The sequence below is a fragment of the Chthonobacter albigriseus genome, from assembly GCF_013839445.1.
In the GTDB taxonomy this organism is placed as follows: Bacteria; Pseudomonadota; Alphaproteobacteria; order Rhizobiales; family Pleomorphomonadaceae; genus Chthonobacter; species Chthonobacter albigriseus.
The window spans coordinates 139533-156580 of sequence record NZ_JACDIT010000003.1 but is presented as its reverse complement, the minus strand read 5'-3'; the positions used below and the strand labels follow the sequence as shown (position 1 = coordinate 156580).

General features: G+C 65.9%; 13 protein-coding genes. 4 read left to right on the top strand and 9 right to left on the bottom strand.

The genetic code is table 11. The annotated features are described in order from the left end of the window. The first annotated feature begins 106 nt into the window (after positions 1-106). Entirely contained in the window at positions 107-1354 is a 1248-nt protein-coding gene (locus HZ321_RS10975) for an OmpP1/FadL family transporter (RefSeq protein WP_181702359.1), read from the top strand. A 48-nt stretch (positions 1355-1402) separates the two neighbouring features. Here HZ321_RS10975 and HZ321_RS10970 read toward each other — a convergent pair whose 3' ends face one another. From HZ321_RS10970 to pgi, 8 genes are all read right to left on the bottom strand, one after another. Beyond that, positions 1403-2584, bottom strand: coding sequence for a DUF1444 domain-containing protein (locus HZ321_RS10970; RefSeq protein WP_181702357.1), 1182 nt, complete (start codon positions 2582-2584; stop codon positions 1403-1405). A 72-nt stretch (positions 2585-2656) separates the two neighbouring features. After that, positions 2657-4957, bottom strand: a complete 2301-nt coding sequence (locus HZ321_RS10965) for a xanthine dehydrogenase family protein molybdopterin-binding subunit (protein WP_181702355.1) — start codon at positions 4955-4957, stop codon at positions 2657-2659. Between the two features lie 199 nt (positions 4958-5156). Beyond that, on the bottom strand, positions 5157-6971 hold the full coding sequence (gene edd / locus HZ321_RS10960; RefSeq protein ID WP_181702353.1) for a phosphogluconate dehydratase: 1815 nt from the start codon (positions 6969-6971) through the stop codon (positions 5157-5159). A gap of 14 nt (positions 6972-6985) precedes the next feature. Next, on the bottom strand, positions 6986-7312 hold the full coding sequence (locus HZ321_RS10955; RefSeq protein ID WP_181702351.1) for a HigA family addiction module antitoxin: 327 nt from the start codon (positions 7310-7312) through the stop codon (positions 6986-6988). Positions 7313-7576: 264 nt separating this feature from the next. Continuing rightward, positions 7577-8335 (bottom strand): hypothetical protein, encoded by a 759-nt coding sequence (locus HZ321_RS10950; protein ID WP_181702350.1) that lies wholly within the window; start codon positions 8333-8335, stop codon positions 7577-7579. A 421-nt stretch (positions 8336-8756) separates the two neighbouring features. After that, entirely contained in the window at positions 8757-9446 is a 690-nt protein-coding gene (gene pgl / locus HZ321_RS10945) for a 6-phosphogluconolactonase (RefSeq protein ID WP_181702348.1), read from the bottom strand. Positions 9447-9461: 15 nt separating this feature from the next. Beyond that, complete coding sequence (gene zwf / locus HZ321_RS10940) at positions 9462-10940, bottom strand: glucose-6-phosphate dehydrogenase (RefSeq protein ID WP_181702626.1); 1479 nt, start codon at positions 10938-10940, stop codon at positions 9462-9464. Between the two features lie 167 nt (positions 10941-11107). Beyond that, positions 11108-12751: a glucose-6-phosphate isomerase gene (pgi, locus tag HZ321_RS10935; protein WP_181702346.1), complete on the bottom strand. Its 1644-nt coding sequence runs from the start codon at positions 12749-12751 to the stop codon at positions 11108-11110. A gap of 202 nt (positions 12752-12953) precedes the next feature. Here pgi and HZ321_RS10930 point away from each other — a divergent pair, with 202 nt between their 5' ends. Genes HZ321_RS10930 through HZ321_RS10920 form a run of 3 tightly spaced genes read left to right on the top strand, consistent with a single transcriptional unit; the run spans position 12954 to position 15810 of the window. Beyond that, on the top strand, positions 12954-13754 hold the full coding sequence (locus tag HZ321_RS10930; RefSeq protein ID WP_181702344.1) for a metallophosphoesterase: 801 nt from the start codon (positions 12954-12956) through the stop codon (positions 13752-13754). Beyond that, positions 13751-14791, top strand: a complete 1041-nt coding sequence (locus HZ321_RS10925; RefSeq protein WP_181702342.1) for a glycosyltransferase family 4 protein — start codon at positions 13751-13753, stop codon at positions 14789-14791. Before HZ321_RS10930 ends, HZ321_RS10925 begins: the two co-directional genes overlap by 4 nt. A gap of 41 nt (positions 14792-14832) precedes the next feature. Continuing rightward, entirely contained in the window at positions 14833-15810 is a 978-nt protein-coding gene (locus tag HZ321_RS10920) for a threonine ammonia-lyase (protein ID WP_181702340.1), read from the top strand. Here HZ321_RS10920 and HZ321_RS10915 read toward each other — a convergent pair. Beyond that, complete coding sequence (locus HZ321_RS10915; RefSeq protein ID WP_181702339.1) at positions 15803-17011, bottom strand: chemotaxis protein; 1209 nt, start codon at positions 17009-17011, stop codon at positions 15803-15805. The genes HZ321_RS10920 and HZ321_RS10915 overlap by 8 nt on opposite strands. Between the last annotated feature and the right edge of the window lie 37 nt (positions 17012-17048).

The window sequence follows — 17048 nt, the reverse complement described above, 5'->3', positions numbered from 1 at the left end:
CGGGTTGCCGCAAACGTAAGGCCCGGACACTGTTTGCCCGAACGCCGCAGGCCCTTGCGCCTGGACCGAAGACGGCGGGGTTGCAAATGAGTTCGAGGGAAGAAACATGGCTGGACGGGCTTACCTCTCCGGGGTTGCGGTTTCGACGCTGCTGATGTCGATCACGGCTGCCCAGGCAGGTGGATTTGCGTTGCGCGAGCAGTCGGCTACGTCGCAGGGCGCCTCCTTCGCCGGTGCCGCTGCGCCCGGCGACAGCATCTCCGCGATGTTCTGGAATCCCTCCGCGATCACCACGGCCACGGGCCTCGTGGTGGAAAGCCATGGCACCATCATCAGCCCCTCGTCGGAGCTGAAGGACGCAACCGGCACGCTGAACGGCTTCGGCATCACCGGCAACGGCGGTGACGTGGGCATCGACGGTTTCGTGCCGTCCAGCTACATCGCCTACCAGGTGAACGATCAGCTCTACCTCGGCCTCTCGATCAACGCGCCCTTCGGTCTCGCCACCAAGTCGGACCCGGCCTGGGTCGGCCAGTTCGACCACTACCGCGCCAAGGTGTTCTCGGTGAACGTTCAGCCGACGGTCGCCTACAAGATCAACGACATGCTCAGCGTCGGCGTCGGGGCGCAGATCCAATACTTCGACGTCAATATTCAGACCGCGCTCGATGCCACCAGCGCCCCGGACGTTCAGCGCCTGGTGGGCGACGACGTGGCCTTCGGCTTCACCGCCGGTCTCACGTTCACGCCCCTGGACGGCACCGTGATCGGCCTCGGCTACCGTTCGCAGCTCGCGCACGCCCTGGAGGGAAACCAGACGTTCGAAGGCGGCCTCTTCGCCGGACGCTACGACATCGGCGCGGACGTCGACCTGCCGCAAAGCGTGACGCTCGGCCTGCGCCAGAAGGTCACCGAGGACTTCACGCTGCTCGGCGGCATCGAGTGGACCGACTGGAGCTCGCTCGGCACGATCCCGATCGAAGGCTCGCCGGTGCCGGGCGCCGCGCTCACCTTCGAGTATGAGGACGGCTGGTTCTTCTCGCTCGGCGGCGAATACGCCTGGAACGAGAACCTGACGCTCCGCGCCGGCCTCGGCTACGAGCTGTCGCCCATCGAGGACGAATACCGCTCCATGCGCCTGCCGGACTCCGACCGCCTCTGGGCCTCGATCGGCGCCAGCTACAAGGTCAACGACCGCCTCTCCTTCGACGCCGCCTACACCCACCTCTTCGTCAAGGACGCCAGCATCGACGTCGACACCCCCACCACCGGCCCCACCATCAGCTACTCCGGCACCGCCGAAGGCGACGTCGACATCTTCGCCGTGTCGCTGCGCTACAAGCTGGGCGGGTGAGGGGCGCCGCACCGGCTGAGTTAGCCGACTAGCAACGCAGCCGTATGATTAAGCCTGCACGAAATGCGCATCCTTGCCTTCTGATCTGAGGGTCTCAATGAGATCGTCGTAGTTGCCGTCCAGTTTGTAATAGGGCGGGTCAGTACGGGGGACTTGAACAAGTTCCCCGACCAGCCTGACCACGTCGTCCCAATAAGCTTGGAGGACTATGGCATCTTCTCTGACGAAGATGACAGCATCAGATTTCGGAATATAAGCATTTACACCACAAGTCCATGTTGTAAACGTCGTGTAACTGTCGTCTTTCTTGCTTCTAAAGACGAAAAGATTAGCCACAAAGACATCGCTCCCTTCAGCGTCGCGGATAGCCTCCAAAGCGCGTTTCTGGAGTTCGTGCTGCTCGATTCTCTCAAGCACAATCAACTCGTTCAGCGGCTTGAGTCCGGGGCGCGTGGTGTCTGCAACGTCCCAACCATTGCCGCTCCAGATCAATGGCAGACGCGAGAGAAGATGGTTCTCGGTCGCATAGAGCTCCAAAGAAATCCGAACAAGTTCAGCTGATTCGACGTCAGTGGCCGGCCGCGCTGCGACGACCATAGAACGCGACACAGGTACGATGATTAAACTGCCGTTGCCCGGAATGCTGTCAAATACTTCGGGTATCAAGAGCCATGAAGACGTGAAATCGTCTAACTCGCATGGTATTGCTATCCTACCAGCTTTGAACGTAAATTCTGGGGGTGAAATGGCTCTCAGGTTTGCCATAGCTGTTTCAAGAGCTTCCTCGAAAGTGACGCCCCATTTCTCCAGTGTCGATGAATTTGAGACAATTTGAATAAATCCGTTTCCGTCTATGGCAAGACAAACCTTTAAATCGTTGCGGAACGGCATGCACGGCGCTGTCGGCTCGTCTGTTTCTAAACTATAGGTTAGGAGCCACCTCGATCTGATCACGGGTAAAAGTAGCGGAGCGGCTTCAGCAAAGTCTAAATGGTTCAGTCGTGTAGCTTCTAATGCCATCGCTGCCATTTGGCCGATGCTGAATTGTCTCCTCAACCAGGATTTCTTAAGCCATCGTCGGTAGATGTTATCCAGGAATACACGTTTATTGATACCGACCGTTATCGAAAAGTCATCTGAATCATACACGAGATCTTCGGACGTTGAATGCCGCATCGATGTAACAATTCTTCGCGCAAAACGATTTTTTGCGGCATCAGAACTCGACATCGTTTCCGCACCACCTGAGAGAATGCCCCATGATACTTTTTATGGGGTCGTTCAGCAACTCAAGGTTCACCTTCACCCCCCGTGGATCGCCGCCCAGATGCGGGCGGGGGTGGCGGGCATGTCGATGTGGCGGATGCCGGCGCCGAAGTCGAGGGCGTCGACCACGGCGTTCATGACGGCGGGGGTCGCGCCGATGGTGCCGGCCTCGCCGGCTCCCTTGATGCCGAGCATGTTGGTGGTCGAGGGCACGTTGCGGGTTTCGAAGTGCAGCTCCGGGAAGTTGTCGGCGCGGGGCATGCAGTAGTCGAGGAAGGTGGCGGTCAGCAGCTGGCCGCTGTCGTCGTAGACGGTGTGCTCCATCAGCGCCTGGCCGATCGCCTGCACCACGCCGCCGTGCACCTGGCCTGCCAGCAGTACCGGATTCACCGTCACGCCGAAGTCGTCGACGATGAAGTAGCGGTCGAGGGTGGTGACGCCGGTGTCGGGGTCCACCTCCACTTCGCAGATGTGCGTGCCGTTGGGGTAGGTGCACTCCTCCTGGGTGAACTCGCCCTGCGCCTTCAGCTTCTCCGCATCCGCGGCGCCGGCGATGTCGGCGAGCGTCAGCGACCGGTCGGTGCCGACCACGCGGGCGGTGCCGTCCTTCAGCTCGATGTCGCCGGCAGACGCTTCCAGCTTGTCGGCGGCCAGTTCCTTGATCTGCTCGACAAGCTTCCTGGAGGCGATGTCGACCGAGGCGGCGCCGAGCGGGATGGAGCGCGAGCCGCCGGTGCCCTCGCCGCGGCGGACGCGGTCGGTGTCGCCCTGCACGGTCTCCACCTTCTCCACGTCGATACCAAGGTAGGCGGCGATGATCTGGCCGTAGGCGGTGGCGTGGCCCTGGCCGTTGGTCTGGGTGCCGATGAAGAGCGTCACCGTGCCGTTCGGATTGAGCACCATGTTGGCCTCCTCCGAACCGGGGAAGGCGCAGGCCTCCACATAGGTGGCGATGCCGCGACCGCGCCACTTGCCGGCCGCGCGCGAGGCCTCCCGTCGGGCGGAAAAGCCTGCCCAGTCCGAGACTTCCACGCCGCGGCGCATGTGCGCCTCGAACTCGCCGGTGTCGTAGAGACGGCCGCTGGCGGTGCGGTAGGGCAGCTGCTCCGGGCGGATCAGGTTGCGGGCGCGCAGCTCGATCGGGTCGATGCCGGTCTCGCGGGCGGTGAGATCGACCAGGCGCTCCAGCACGAAGGCGGCCTCGGGCCGGCCGGCGCCGCGGTAGGCGTCCACCGGGGCGGTGTTGGTGAATACGCCGCGCACGCGCACGTCCATGACCGGGATGTCATAGAGGCCGGTCGACATGGAGACGCCGCCCTGGGGGATGTAGGGGCCGAATTGGTGGAGGTAGGCGCCCATGGCGGCGATCAGGTCCACCCGCAGGCCGAGGAAGCGGCCGTCGGCGTCCATCGCCAACCGGGCGGTGGTGACGTTGTCACGGCCGTGGGCGTCGATCAGGAAGTGCTCGGTGCGGTCCGACACCCACTTCACCGGCCGGCCCAACGCCTCGGCAGCCTTCAGCACCAACGGGTACTCGCCGTAGACGAAGCTCTTGGTGCCGAAGCCGCCGCCGACGTCGGGGGTCACCACGCGGATGCGCGCCGGGTCCACCTTCATGATGTCCTTGGCGACGATGTTGCGAATGCCGTGGCCGCCTTGGGTGCCCGCGGTCAGCGTCCAGCGTCCGGTCGACGGATCGTACTCGCCCACCGCGGCGCGGGGTTCCATGTAGTTGGAGACCACGCGGTTGTTGACTACGGTCAGTTCCACGACGCGCGCGGCGGCGGCGAAGGCGGCGTCGGTAGCGGCCTTGTCGCCGGAGGCGAGCTCGAAGGCGACGTTGCTGCCGCGCTCCGGCCAAACCAGCGGGGCGGCTGGGTCGAGGGCCGCGGCGGTATCGGTGACCACGCCCAGCGGGTCGTAGTCCACCATCACCTGCTCGGCGGCGTCGCGGGCGGCGTTGAGGCTGTCGGCGACGATGAAGGCGATGGGATCGCCGACGTGGCGCACCACGCCGTCGGCCAGCAGCGGGTGGGGCGGCGGGCTCACCTTGGTGCCGTCCACCTGGCGCGGCAGCGCCTTGCATGGCAGGCCGCCGAGGCCGGTCACATCGGCCGCCGTCCAGATCAGGTGCACGCCGGGCAGGGCGCGCGCCTCCTCCAGGCCGCTCACGGCGATACGGGCGTGGGCCATCGACGAACGGAGAACGAGCGCATGCACGGTGCCGGCGGGCGTGTAATCGGTCGTGTAGTGGCCGCGGCCGGTGATGAGGTTCGCATCCTCCCGACGCCGGACGGGTGCCCCGATGCCGAACTTGTGCGTGACGATCTCGTTCATGGGCGAGTCCTGCTGCGGAAGTGATTTGGGGAGATATTGGCGACCAGTATACCCGGCCATGCTGCATTGCACAGGGGGCAAGCCCGTCCGCGTGGATCGATTCAGCGTGATCGCGGACGCGCCAGAATAACCACGCGGGCGCAGTCCGGATCCGCATCGGGTCATCAGGCGCGCTGCTGGACCTGTGGCGCGCCTGGTCTCAGAACACGCTCGCACCGTCCTCGGCGCGGCCCACCACGCGGCGGAAAGAGGCGAAGAGGTCGCGGCCGATGCCCCACTCGTTGGCCGAGAGATCCTCGGTGACCGGCGTGCGAGCAGCCCACTCGGTCGCGTCGACGAGCACCTCCAGGGTCCCGGCGACCGCGTCGAGGCGAATCAGGTCGCCATTGCGGACCTTACCGATCGGGCCGCCGTCGCAGGCCTCCGGCGAGACGTGGATTGCCGCCGGGATCTTGCCGGACGCGCCGGACATGCGCCCGTCGGTGACAAGCGCCACCTTGAAGCCGCGGTCCTGCAGCACGCCGAGCGAGGGTGTCAGCTTGTGGAGTTCGGGCATGCCGTTCGCCTTGGGGCCCTGGAAGCGGACCACGGCGACGAAGTCGCGCTCCAGCTCGCCGCGCTTGAAGGCGGCCAGCATGTCGTCCTGGCTGTGGAACACCACCGCGGGCGCTTCCACCACCTGCCGTTCCGGCTTCACGGCGGAGGTCTTGATCACCGACTTGCCGAGGTTGCCCTTCAGCACCTTCAGGCCGCCGGTCGCCTGGAACGGGTTGGACGCGGGGCGCAGCACCTTCTCGTCGGCGCTGGTGGCGGCAGCGGGCTTCCACTCCACCGCGCCCTCGTCGGTCAGCTTCGGCTCCACCGTGTAGCCTTCCAGCGGCGTGCCCCACACGGTCTTGACGTCGTTGTGCAGCAGCTTTTCGTCGAGAAGGGTGCGGATCAGGTATCCCATGCCGCCGGCCGCCTGGAAGTGGTTCACATCGGCCATGCCGTTGGGGTAGACGCGGGCGACCAACGGCGTGACGTCTGACAGGTCGGAGAAGTCGTCCCAGGTCAGGCGGATGCCGGCGGCCTTGGCCATCGCCACCAGGTGCATGGTGTGGTTGGTCGAACCGCCCGTCGCGTGCAGGCCGATGACGCCGTTGACGATCGCCTTCTCGTCGATCACGCGGCCGACGGGCGTATACTCGTTGCCCGAGGCGCTGATCGCGAGAGCCCGCTTGGCGGCCTCCTTGGTGAGCGCGTCGCGCAGCGGCGTGTTCGGGTTGACGAAGGTGGCGCCCGGCAGGTGCAGGCCCATGATCTCCATCAGCATCTGGTTGGAATTGGCCGTGCCGTAAAAGGTGCAGGTGCCGGGGCCGTGGTATGAGGCGCTCTCCGATTCCAGAAGCTCCTTCCGGCCCACCTTGCCCTCGGCGTAGAGCTGGCGGATGCGGGCCTTTTCGTCGTTGGGCAGGCCCGTGGTCATCGGGCCGCCGGGCACGAACACGGCCGGCAGGTGGCCGAAGGAGAGGGCGGCGATCACGAGGCCGGGCACGATCTTGTCGCAGATGCCGAGGTAGACGGCCGCGTCGAACATGTCGTGGCTGAGGCCCACCGCGGCCGACATGGCGATCACGTCGCGCGAGAACAGCGAAAGCTCCATGCCGGTCTGGCCCTGGGTGACGCCGTCGCACATGGCCGGCACGCCGCCCGCCACCTGCGCCACCGCGCCCACCTCGCGCGCGGCGGCGCGGATGATCTCCGGATAGGTCTCGTAGGGCTGGTGCGCCGAAAGCATGTCGTTGTAGGCGGTGATGATCCCGAGGTTCGCCGCGACGTCGCCCTTCAGCGCCTCCTTGTCCGACGTGCCGCAGGCCGCAAATCCATGCGCCAGGTTCCCGCACGCCAGCCGGCTGCGCCGAGGTCCCTTCTCCGACAGCACCGTCAACCGGTCCAGATAGCGGCTCCGGTCGTCGTGGGAGCGCTTGGCGATGCGCTCGGTGATCTCGCCGATACGGGCATGAACGGTCATGGGGGACTCCTGGATCATTCGGTGGCTGAGGGAGCGGCGACCTTGGCTGGAGAAGTCGCGTCCTTCCGTGCCGGCAAAGATAAGTGACGATCGCCGAGTTCGGCCGCGACCAGACGAAGCTCGGATGACGATTGAAAATACAGCCAGAATAGGGCCGAGGTGCCGAACCAACGGCCAAGCCGCAGGCCCCTGTCGTCTGTGATCGCGCGCTTGCCGTTGACGATCTGGCTGATCCGGTTAGCCCGCACGTTGATCTGCCGCGCACACTCGGTGGGCGTCACCTGAACTTCCGCCAATTCCTCTGCCAGGATCTTGCCTGGGCGGATCAGTTGACCCGACATGATCTTAATTCCTCAATGACAGTCGACGATCTTGTCGCTTTCGTTTCGTTCGCCAGATGACAAGAGCGAACAGAGGTATGATTCCAACGCCAACTGTGGGACCCGGCACAGGAACGACTTGCCCATTTTCGGCCCACTGGAAACGACCCAGTTCTACCGCGACCGATAAATTGTTGTGCAACAAGAACGTACTTTTTGTCGTCAGTATCCCAGTCGGATCATTTATGTCCTGATACGTAAACGTCGTACCGCGAAACACTCCAATCAATGCGAAAGGCTCAAAAGAGACGATCTGGCTTCGGAGAAATTCAATCCAAATCGCTCCAACACCAGAGATGTATGCCGCGCCGCCAGAATTGCCGGAGTCAGACCCACCGCCAATCGATCCACCATTAGTCCCTCCAGTCCCACCACCATTGTCTGTCGCTCCGCCTCCGCTACCGCCTGAATCTCCTCCCCAGGAATCAGTAGATCCGCCCCCATCTGATCCGCCGCCGGAGTTCGACCCGCCGCTACCGCCGTCTGATCCTCCGCCCCAACTGCCGCCCGAATCTCCTCCCCCGGAGCCAGGAGATCCGCTCCCGTCTGATCCGCCGCCGTTAGACCCGCCACTGTCCGATCCACCACTACTGCCGCCAGACCCGCCACCGCTATCTGATCCACCGCCCCAACCGCCTGAATCTCCTCCCCCGGAGCCAGGAGATCCGCTCCCGTCTGATCCGCCGCCGTTAGACCCGCCACTGTCCGATCCACCACTACTGCCGCCAGACCCGCCACCGCTATCTGATCCACCGCCCCAACCGCCTGAATCTCCTCCCCCGGAGCCAGAAGACCCGCCACTGTCCGATCCCCCGCCCCAACCGCCCGAATCTCCTCCCCAGGAGTCAGTAGATCCGCCCCCATCTGATCCGCCGCCGCCGGAATCAGACCCACTGCTACCGCCGTCTGATCCACCGCCCCAGCTGCCGCCCAAGTCTCCTCCCCCGGAACCCGAAGATCCGCTGCCGCTATCTGATCCGCCACCGCTGCCGCTAGATCCACTACCTCCACTAGACCCACCGAAGTACTGTGAGTGCTCGGCGAGTTTAAGTTCAACATGAGGTAGTGGGACGGCAAACCACGGCTTGGTATCGAACTTCTGGATAGGTCCGGCTGACTTCTGAAACAATTCAAAGGCCGCTCTTGCGTTGTTTTTGAATTGTGTGGCGCTCCAACCATCTAATTCGAGCATATTGTCGCACTGAATACTGTCCAGTTTGGCGTTGCAAGCGGCCTGAACCTCCATGCCTACCAAACAAGAAAACCCTAGACCTAATATGGCGGTTGCAATTTTAGGGTATCGCATGATGATCGAACTTCCGGTCGAGTTGGCACAGGTTTTTCAACATATGCGAGTTGGGCAGCGACCTTGCTAGTTCTTTCGGTTGTTCCACAACTATCGACATCAACCCGTCCAGAACACCACCGCCGCCTTGGCGGATTTCAGCACGGCGCGGACGGGCATCTCCGTGGCGTCGTCGCCGTCCAGCGCCTTGTCCAGCACTGCCCGTTTGCCTGCGCCCTCGATGTGGAGGGCGAGGTGGTCGGCGGCAAGCAGGACCGGGAGGGTGAGGGTGACGCGGGGTTCGCCGGCGCCGGCGGCGCGCATGGGGAGGACGAGAGCGGAGCCGGCGGGGTCGATGGCCTCGGCGAGGCGGTCGCCTCCGGGGAAGAAGGAGGCGGTGTGGCCGTCGTCGCCCATGCCGAGCACCACGGCGGCGAAGGGCAGGGGCAGGTCGGCGATCGCCTTGGCGACGGAGCCGAGGCCGTCCTCCGGCGTCGAGGTCGGACGCCAGAGCGGCACGAACCCGGCGGCCGCCGCCTTGTTGCGGATCAGGTGGCGGCGGACCAGGGCCGCGTTGGAGCGCTCGGAGGTCTCGTCCACCCAGCGTTCGTCGACCAGCGTCACGATCACGTCGGACCAGGGCAGGCGCTCGGCCGACAGCGCCTCGAAGAAGCGCGTCGGCGTGCGGCCGCCGGATACGGCGAGCGCGGCCTTGCCGTCGCGCCGAATGCGCACCGACAGCGCCTCCGCGACGAAGCGGGCGAGGCCGGCGGCGAGATCCTCAGGCGATGCGAAGCTCCTGAAATCCATGCGCTCGTTCCCTGCTCAGACCGCGTCCTCGTGCCAGTTGCGGCCGTCGCGCTCGATCAGCGCGATGGCGGCCGAGGGGCCCCAGGTGCCGGACGTGTAGGACTTGGGCGCGTCGCGGCTCTCGTCCCAGGCTTCGCGGATCGGGTCGATCCAGGCCCAGGCCGCCTCCACCTCGTCGCGGCGCATGAACAGCGTGGCGTTGCCGCGCACGACGTCGAGCAGCAGGCGCTCGTAGGCGTCGGGGTTGCGCACCTTGAAGGCCGAGGCGAAGCTCATGTCGAGCGGCACGCGGGTGAGCCGCATGCCGCCGGGGCCGGGATCCTTGATCATCAGCTGCAGCTTGACGCCTTCGTCGGGCTGCAGCCGGATGACCAGTTCGTTGGCCGACAGCGCGCCGGCCGTGTCGTCAAAGATGGAGTGCGGCACCGGCTTGAAGCGCACCACGATCTCGGACAGGCGCTGGGCCAGCCGCTTGCCGGTGCGCAGGTAGAAGGGCACGCCCGCCCAGCGCCAGTTGGACACCTCGGCCTTGATCGCGACGAAGGTTTCCGTGCGCGTCTGCTTGTTGGTGACCTCGTCCAGGTAGGCCGGCACGGCGCCGGTGGCGGAGGCGCCGGCGCGGTACTGGCCGCGCACGGTGCATCCCTCGGCGTTCAGCGCCGTGATCGGCTTCAAGGCCTTCAAGACCTTCAGCTTTTCGCCGCGCACGGAGCTCGCGTCCATGTTGGCGGGCGCTTCCATGGCGACGAGGCAGAGAAGCTGCAGCAGGTGGTTCTGCACCATGTCGCGCAGCGCGCCCGAGGTGTCGTAGTAGTCGCCGCGGCCTTCGACACCGACCGTCTCGGCCACGGTGATCTGGACGTGGTCGATGTGGGCGGAGTTCCACTGCGGCTCGAAGAGGGCGTTGGCGAAGCGCAGCGCCATTAGGTTCTGCACCGTCTCCTTACCGAGGTAGTGGTCGATGCGGTAGATCTGCTCCTCCGGAAACACCCGGCCGACGGCGTCGTTGGTGGCGCGCGCCGATTCCAGGTTCTTGCCGAGCGGCTTTTCCACCACCACGCGCGTCTTGTCGGTGATCAGCCCGTGCGCGCCGATCTGCTCGCAGATCGGGCCGAAGAGATCCGGTCCGGTGGCGAGATAGAAGGCGCGGACCCGGTGCTCGCCGGTCTTCAGCAGCGCCGCGAGGTCCGCCCAGCCTTCCGTGGAGGTGGCGTCGGCGGCCACGTAGTGGATGCGCGACAGGAACGCTTCGATCACGGCCGGCTTCAGCTCGTCGAAGGCGACGTGCTTTTCGAGCGCGGCCTTGACGTCGCTGCGGTACTCCGCGTCGGAGCGCGGCCGGCGGGAGACGCCGATGATCCGTGCCTCGGCCGGCAGCTGGCCGTCGAGCTCGCGATGGTAGAGCGCCGGCAGCAGCTTGCGGCGGGCAAGGTCGCCGGTGCCGCCGAACACGACATAATCGAAGGGGTCGACCACGATGATGCGGCTGGTCATGCTGCGTCCAAGCTCCACGTTCATCACCACCTCCGAGAGAGTCGGGTCGAGGGCGCACCTGAGCGCCCGGAACATTCGCCACGATGAGCCGGAGGGGGAAGCCGTCTCGTGGTTTTTCCATACACCACTTATTTCGCGCGTCGAACGAATTTGTTCGGCGGCGGCGCTCAGGATGCCGAAAGCGCTTTGAATGTTGCAGCGAGGCCGCGGGTCGACGCGTCCTGGTCGGGGGAGGGCTCCGCTTCGCCCTTCAGCACGGGAAGCAGGCGGGTCGCCAGTTCCTTGCCGAGCTCTACGCCCCACTGGTCGTAGGAGTTGATGTTCCAGATCGTGCCCTGGACGAAGACCTTGTGCTCGTAGAGCGCGATCAGCCGGCCAAGCGTCCTCGGGTCGAGCGTGCGGTACATCAGGGTGTTGGTGGGCCGGTTTCCGGGGAACACCTTGTGCGGGGCGAGGGCGGCGATGTCGGCGTCCGACTTGCCGGCCTTGCGCAGTTCGCCGATCGCCTCGTCCAGCGTCTTGCCGCGCATCAGCGCCTCGGTCTGGGCGAGGGCGTTGGCGACCAGCTTGGCGTGGTGGTCGGAGAGCTGCTCGTGCGGCACGGCGGCGACCAGGAAGTCGGCCGGGATGACGTCCGTGCCTTGGTGGATCAGCTGATAGAAGGCGTGCTGGCCGTTGGTGCCGGGCTCGCCCCAGACGATCGGCCCGGTGGCGCGCGGCACGGGCTTGCCCTCGACTGTCACGCCCTTGCCGTTCGACTCCATGTCGAGCTGCTGCAGGTAGGCGGCGAAGCGGGCGAGGCGCTGGTCGTAGGGCAGCACCGCGTGGGTGGAGAAGCCCCAGGCGTTGCGGTACCAGACGCCGAGCAGCGCCATGATGACGGGCAGGTTCTGCTCCAGCGGAGCCTCGGCGAAGTGGCGGTCCATCTCGTGGGCGCCGGAAAGGAAGTCCTCGAAGTTCTCGAAGCCGACCGCGATCGCCACCGGCAGGCCGATCGCCGACCAGACGGAGTATCGGCCGCCCACCCAGTCCCAGAAGCCGAAGGCGCGCGACACATCGATGCCGAAGGCGGCGACCTTGTCGAGGGCGGTGGAGACCGCGCAGAAGTGCGCGCCGACCGCCGCCTCGCCGAGGTGCTGCTTCACCCAGGCACGTGCCGTCTCGGCGTTGGTCATCGTCTCCGACGTGGTGAAGGTCTTCGAGGCGATAATGAAGAGCGTCGTCGCGGGGTCCAGCAGCGCCAGCGTATCGGCGATGTGGGCGCCGTCCACGTTGGAGACGTAGTGCAGGCGCGGGCCGCCGCCGGAATAGGGCGAGAGCGCCAGCGTCACCATCGCCGGGCCGAGGTCGGAGCCGCCGATGCCGATGTTGACGACGTCGGTGAAGCGCGCGCCGTTGGCCGCTGCGATGCGGCCGGAGCGGACGCCCTCGGCGAAGTCCTTGATGCGGGCCAGCACGTCGTTGACGTCGGGCATCACGTCTTTGCCGTCGACCAATACCGGCGTGTTGGCGCGGTTGCGCAGCGCCACGTGGAGCACGGAGCGCTTCTCCGTGACGTTGATCACCGCGCCGCCGAACATGGCGTCGCGGCGCTCTTCCACGCCGGCCGCGCGCGCGAGGTCGACGAGGAGGCGCATGGTCTCCTCCGTCACGCGGTTCTTGGAATAGTCGAGCAGGAGGTCGCCGAGGCGGGCCTGGAAGCGGTCGAAGCGCGCCGGGTCCTCCGCGAAGAGCGCCCGCATCGGCCGACCCTCCAGGTCGTGGCGATGCTTGCCGAGCTTCTCGAACAGGGCGTCTACGGCTTGGGTCATGACTTGGCTCCCGGGAGGGGGGTGCGCGGGCGCGCGGATCATATGAGTCGAAAGGCGTAGTGGCTAGGGGAAATGAGGCAAAGTCCGGTGCGATCGGGCCTTAACCGCAATCCGTCACAATCCTGAGACCTGAATCGCCTATTCCACGCCTGATCTTCAGCAGAAGGCGGGTGGTGATCGCAGCCGCTCGACGTTTCCAGCGGTGACCGACACGTCCGATACTCGCCATTTCAGATCGCTGTTCCTGTCCGACGTGCATCTGGGTACGCGCGGATGCCAGGCGGATCTCTTGCTCGACTTCATCCGCGTGCATGACGCGGAGACGATCTACCTTGTGGGCGACATCGTCGATGGGTGGAGACTGAAGAAGTCCTGGTACTGGAGCCAGACGCACAACGACGTGGTGCAGAAGCTGCTGCGCAAGGGTCGCAAGGGCGCCCGGATCGTTTATCTCCCCGGCAACCACGACGAATTCCTGCGCGGCTACCTCGGCACCCACTTCGGCGGCATCGAGGTGACGGACACCGCCATCCACGAGACCGCCGACGGCCGGCGGTTTCTGGTGATCCACGGCGATCAGTTCGACGTGGTGGTGCGCCATGCCAAGTGGCTCGCCCACTTCGGCGACTGGGCCTACGTCTTCGCGCTCAACCTCAACACGGTGCTGAACAAGATCCGCCGATTCCTCGGCTTTCCCTACTGGTCGCTGTCGGCGTGGGCGAAGCTCAGGGTCAAGAACGCGGTGAACTTCATCGGCGCCTTCGAGCAGGCGCTGACCGGTGAGGCCCGGCGGCACGGGGTGGACGGGGTGATCTGCGGCCACATCCACCACGCCGCGATGCACGATCGGTTCGGCCTCACCTACGTCAACACGGGCGATTGGGTTGAAAGCTGCACCGCCGTCGCCGAACACCACGACGGGCGGCTGGAAATCCTGCGCTGGACGCGACTCTCCACCGAGGTGCTGCCGCTGCCGGCGCCGATCGCCCAGGCGGCCGAATGACCCGGATCACCATCGTCACGGATGCCTGGCACCCACAGGTCAACGGCGTCGTACGCTCGATCGAGCGGACCAACCAGGAACTCGTCGCCATGGGCGCGTCGGTCTTCATGGTGACGCCGGAGCTGTTCCGCACCATCCCGTGCCCGACCTATCCGGAGATCCGGCTGGCGCTTGCAAGCTACCGGACGGTGTCGAAGGCGATCGAGAAGAGCCAGCCGTCCTACGTGCACATCGCCACGGAAGGCCCGCTCGGCATCCGGGCCCGGCGCTGGTGCATGGAACGGGGCATGCCGTTCACGACCAGCTATCACACGCGGTTTCCGGAGTATGTCTCCGCGCGCGTGCCAGTGCCGGAAAGCTGGCTCTACGGCCTTGTTCGCACGTTCCACAACGCCGGCGCGGGCTGCATGGTGGCGACCGACACGCTTGCCCGCGAGCTCACCGACCGCGGCTTCCGCAACCTGATGCGCTGGTCGCGCGGCATCGATGCCGACCTCTACCGCCCGCGTCCCTTGTCGCAGTCGGTACTCGACCTGCCGCGACCCATCTTCATGAACGTCGGTCGGGTCTCGGTGGAGAAGAACCTGGAGGCCTTCCTGGCGCTGGACCTGCCTGGCACCAAGGTCATCGTCGGCGACGGGCCGCAGCGGGAAAGCCTGCAGCGGCGGTTTCCCGATGCCGTGTTCACCGGGGCGAAGTTCGGCGAGGATCTCGCTCGCCACTATGCGTCCGCCGACGTCTTCGTGTTTCCGAGCCGCACCGACACCTTCGGCAACGTGATCCTGGAGGCGCTCGCCTCTGGCGTGCCGGTCGCGGCCTATCCGGTGATGGGCCCGCTCGACATCATCGGCGATGCGCCCTGCGGCGCGCTCGACGAGGACCTACGCGCCGCCAGCATGAAGGCGCTGACGCTGTCGCGGGTGGCGGCGCGGGCGCATGCGCTCGACTACACCTGGGCGCGGAGCGCGTCCCAGTTTCTCCGCAACGTGCGGATCGCCAACGGGGAACGGCTGGAGGAAAGCGCGGCGGCGGAGTAGGAAGGGTCTCCGTACTCCGCAGCCCCTTCGAGTCCCCGCCCATGGATTTCACCCAACCGCCGACCAACGCCGACGTTTGCGCCGCCGCCGACCGCATTCGCGGTCAGGCCGTGCACACGCCGCTCGTCGCGATCACCCTGCCCAACGGCGACCGGGCGTTCCTGAAGCCGGAGAACCTGCAGCGAACCGGCTCGTTCAAGTTCCGGGGCGCGTACAACCGGCTGTCGCAGATCCCCGCTGACGAGCGGCGGTTCGGCGTGGTGGCCTGCTCGTCGGGCAACCACGCGCAAGGCGTCGCCGAGGCGGCACGGATTCTCGGCATGTCGGCCACCATCGTGATGCCGGCTGACGCCCCGGCGATGAAGATCGCCCGCACCCGGGCTTTCGGCGCGGAAGTAGTGCTCTACAACCGTGCCACGGAAGACCGCGACGCCATCGCTCTCTCGATCTGCCAGAGGACCGGGGCGACCTTCGTCCACCCCTACAACGACGCGGGTGTGATCGCCGGACAGGGCACCATCGGCCTGGAGATCGTAGGCGACCTCCACCGCATGGGCCTCAAGGCCGACGACGTGCTCGTCTGCGTGTCCGGTGGCGGGTTGATCGCCGGCATCGCGGCGGCGCTAGAGGAAGCCTCGCCGGCAACACGGATCCATGCGGTCGAGCCGGCGGAGTTCGACGACTATGCCCGATCGCTCGCCGCCGGTCATCCCGTGACGAACGAGCGGCTGTCCGGCTCGCTCTGCGACGCGCTGATGGCGAATTCGCCGGGTTCGATCGGCTTTGCGATCGGCAGCCGCCGGGTTGCCGATGGTTTCGCCGTCACCGACGAGGAGGCGCTGCGGGCCGTTGCTTTCGCCGCGCGCGAGGCCAAGCTGGTGGCGGAGCCGGGCGGGGCTGTCGCGCTGGCTGCGCTGCTGGCGGGCCGTGTGGAGACTCGGGGGCGGACCGTGGTCGCGCTGCTCTCCGGCGGCAACGTGGATGACGCGGTGCTCGCCCGCGCCTTGACGCTCAGCTGAACAGGGCCTGCCGTTCGGCGCGCGACATGGTGGCGAGCGGATCGGCCGCATCAGAAGCGGGTGCCGGTTCCGGCCTTACCGCTTCGCTCACCTTCTGCAGCGTCTCGATCGCCTCTTCCATCGCCTCGGTCGCGCGGCTGATCACCTCGGCCTCGGAGGGGTCGGCGGATTCTTCAGCTTCAACAGAGTCAGCGATGTCCGGCTCGTCCATGTCGGTGACGACTTCGGCAGCGTCGAGCGGCGCTTCTTCCAACTCCGCCTCGGTGGCGGCGACTTCCGCGAGCAGGTCGGCATCGGCCTCCTCGAAGGCGGCCGCGTCGTCCGACAGGTCGATCGGGTCGAAGCCGGAGAAGGCGTCCGCATCCGAGACGGACCCGGTGTCCTCTTCGGCTTCGGCCTCCGCATCGTCGATGGAATCGAACATCAGGTGGTCGACTTCGCTCTGGTCGACCCCTTCACCTTCCAGCGCGGGGCCGTTCAGCAGGTGGGCGTCCGGACGGGAGTCCAGGCCGTCGGCCACCCGGCGCGATACCACACCGGCCTCATCGCCCTGCTCGGAGCGGGAGATCTCCATCAGCGGGCCGGCGGCCGGGGCATCGGCCTTTTCAGCCTCCGCGTCGGCGTCCATGCCCCAGATCTCGATCATCGCGTCGATACGCGTCTCCAGGTAGCGCAGCACATGCACGACCTTCTGGGTGCGCTGGCCGGTCAGGTCCTGGAACGAGCAGGACATGTAGATCGTGGTGGTCAGGCCTTCCAGCGCGTCGCAGATCTCCGGCTCGATGCCGCCCTCGCGCATGGTCCAGGCGATCTCCTGGATCTTCTCGGCGGAGGTCAGGATCTCCGAGGTCGCCGCCTCGGTCTGGCTGACGATGGCGTCGAGTTCGTTGGAGGCGCGATCGAAGCGGCTGGAATCGTTCTGGTCGTGCTTGATCTGGGCGATTTCGTTCTTGGTGCGCTCGATCGCGTCCTTCATCTCGCCGATGTCGAGGCGGATGCGGTCGATGTCCGGACGGGCGGTGCGCCGCAGCTTCTTCTCGAGGCCAGCGATGGCATCAAGGACCAACGTCGTGTCGGCAGCGCGATGACGGCGCGCATACTCGGCCAGGAACCAACGGCCCTTGGCCGTCTCCATGACGGCCAGTTCGATCGCCTCGTAGTCCGATTCTAGGCTCACCGGTACTTGATCGGAGTCGCTCATGGTTTCGCCGCAAACCCCATGATATTCAGTTTGGCGC

Coding starts and splice junctions, on each gene's coding strand:
- HZ321_RS10975 (WP_181702359.1), top strand. CDS start 107: ATGGCTGGACGGGCTTACCTCTCCGGGGTTGCGGTTTCGACGCTGCTG.
- HZ321_RS10970 (WP_181702357.1), bottom strand. CDS start 2,584: ATGTCGAGTTCTGATGCCGCAAAAAATCGTTTTGCGCGAAGAATTGTT.
- HZ321_RS10965 (WP_181702355.1), bottom strand. CDS start 4,957: ATGAACGAGATCGTCACGCACAAGTTCGGCATCGGGGCACCCGTCCGG.
- edd (WP_181702353.1), bottom strand. CDS start 6,971: ATGACCGTTCATGCCCGTATCGGCGAGATCACCGAGCGCATCGCCAAG.
- HZ321_RS10955 (WP_181702351.1), bottom strand. CDS start 7,312: ATGTCGGGTCAACTGATCCGCCCAGGCAAGATCCTGGCAGAGGAATTG.
- pgl (WP_181702348.1), bottom strand. CDS start 9,446: ATGGATTTCAGGAGCTTCGCATCGCCTGAGGATCTCGCCGCCGGCCTC.
- zwf (WP_181702626.1), bottom strand. CDS start 10,940: ATGACCAGCCGCATCATCGTGGTCGACCCCTTCGATTATGTCGTGTTC.
- pgi (WP_181702346.1), bottom strand. CDS start 12,751: ATGACCCAAGCCGTAGACGCCCTGTTCGAGAAGCTCGGCAAGCATCGC.
- HZ321_RS10925 (WP_181702342.1), top strand. CDS start 13,751: ATGACCCGGATCACCATCGTCACGGATGCCTGGCACCCACAGGTCAAC.
- HZ321_RS10920 (WP_181702340.1), top strand. CDS start 14,833: ATGGATTTCACCCAACCGCCGACCAACGCCGACGTTTGCGCCGCCGCC.
- HZ321_RS10915 (WP_181702339.1), bottom strand. CDS start 17,011: ATGAGCGACTCCGATCAAGTACCGGTGAGCCTAGAATCGGACTACGAG.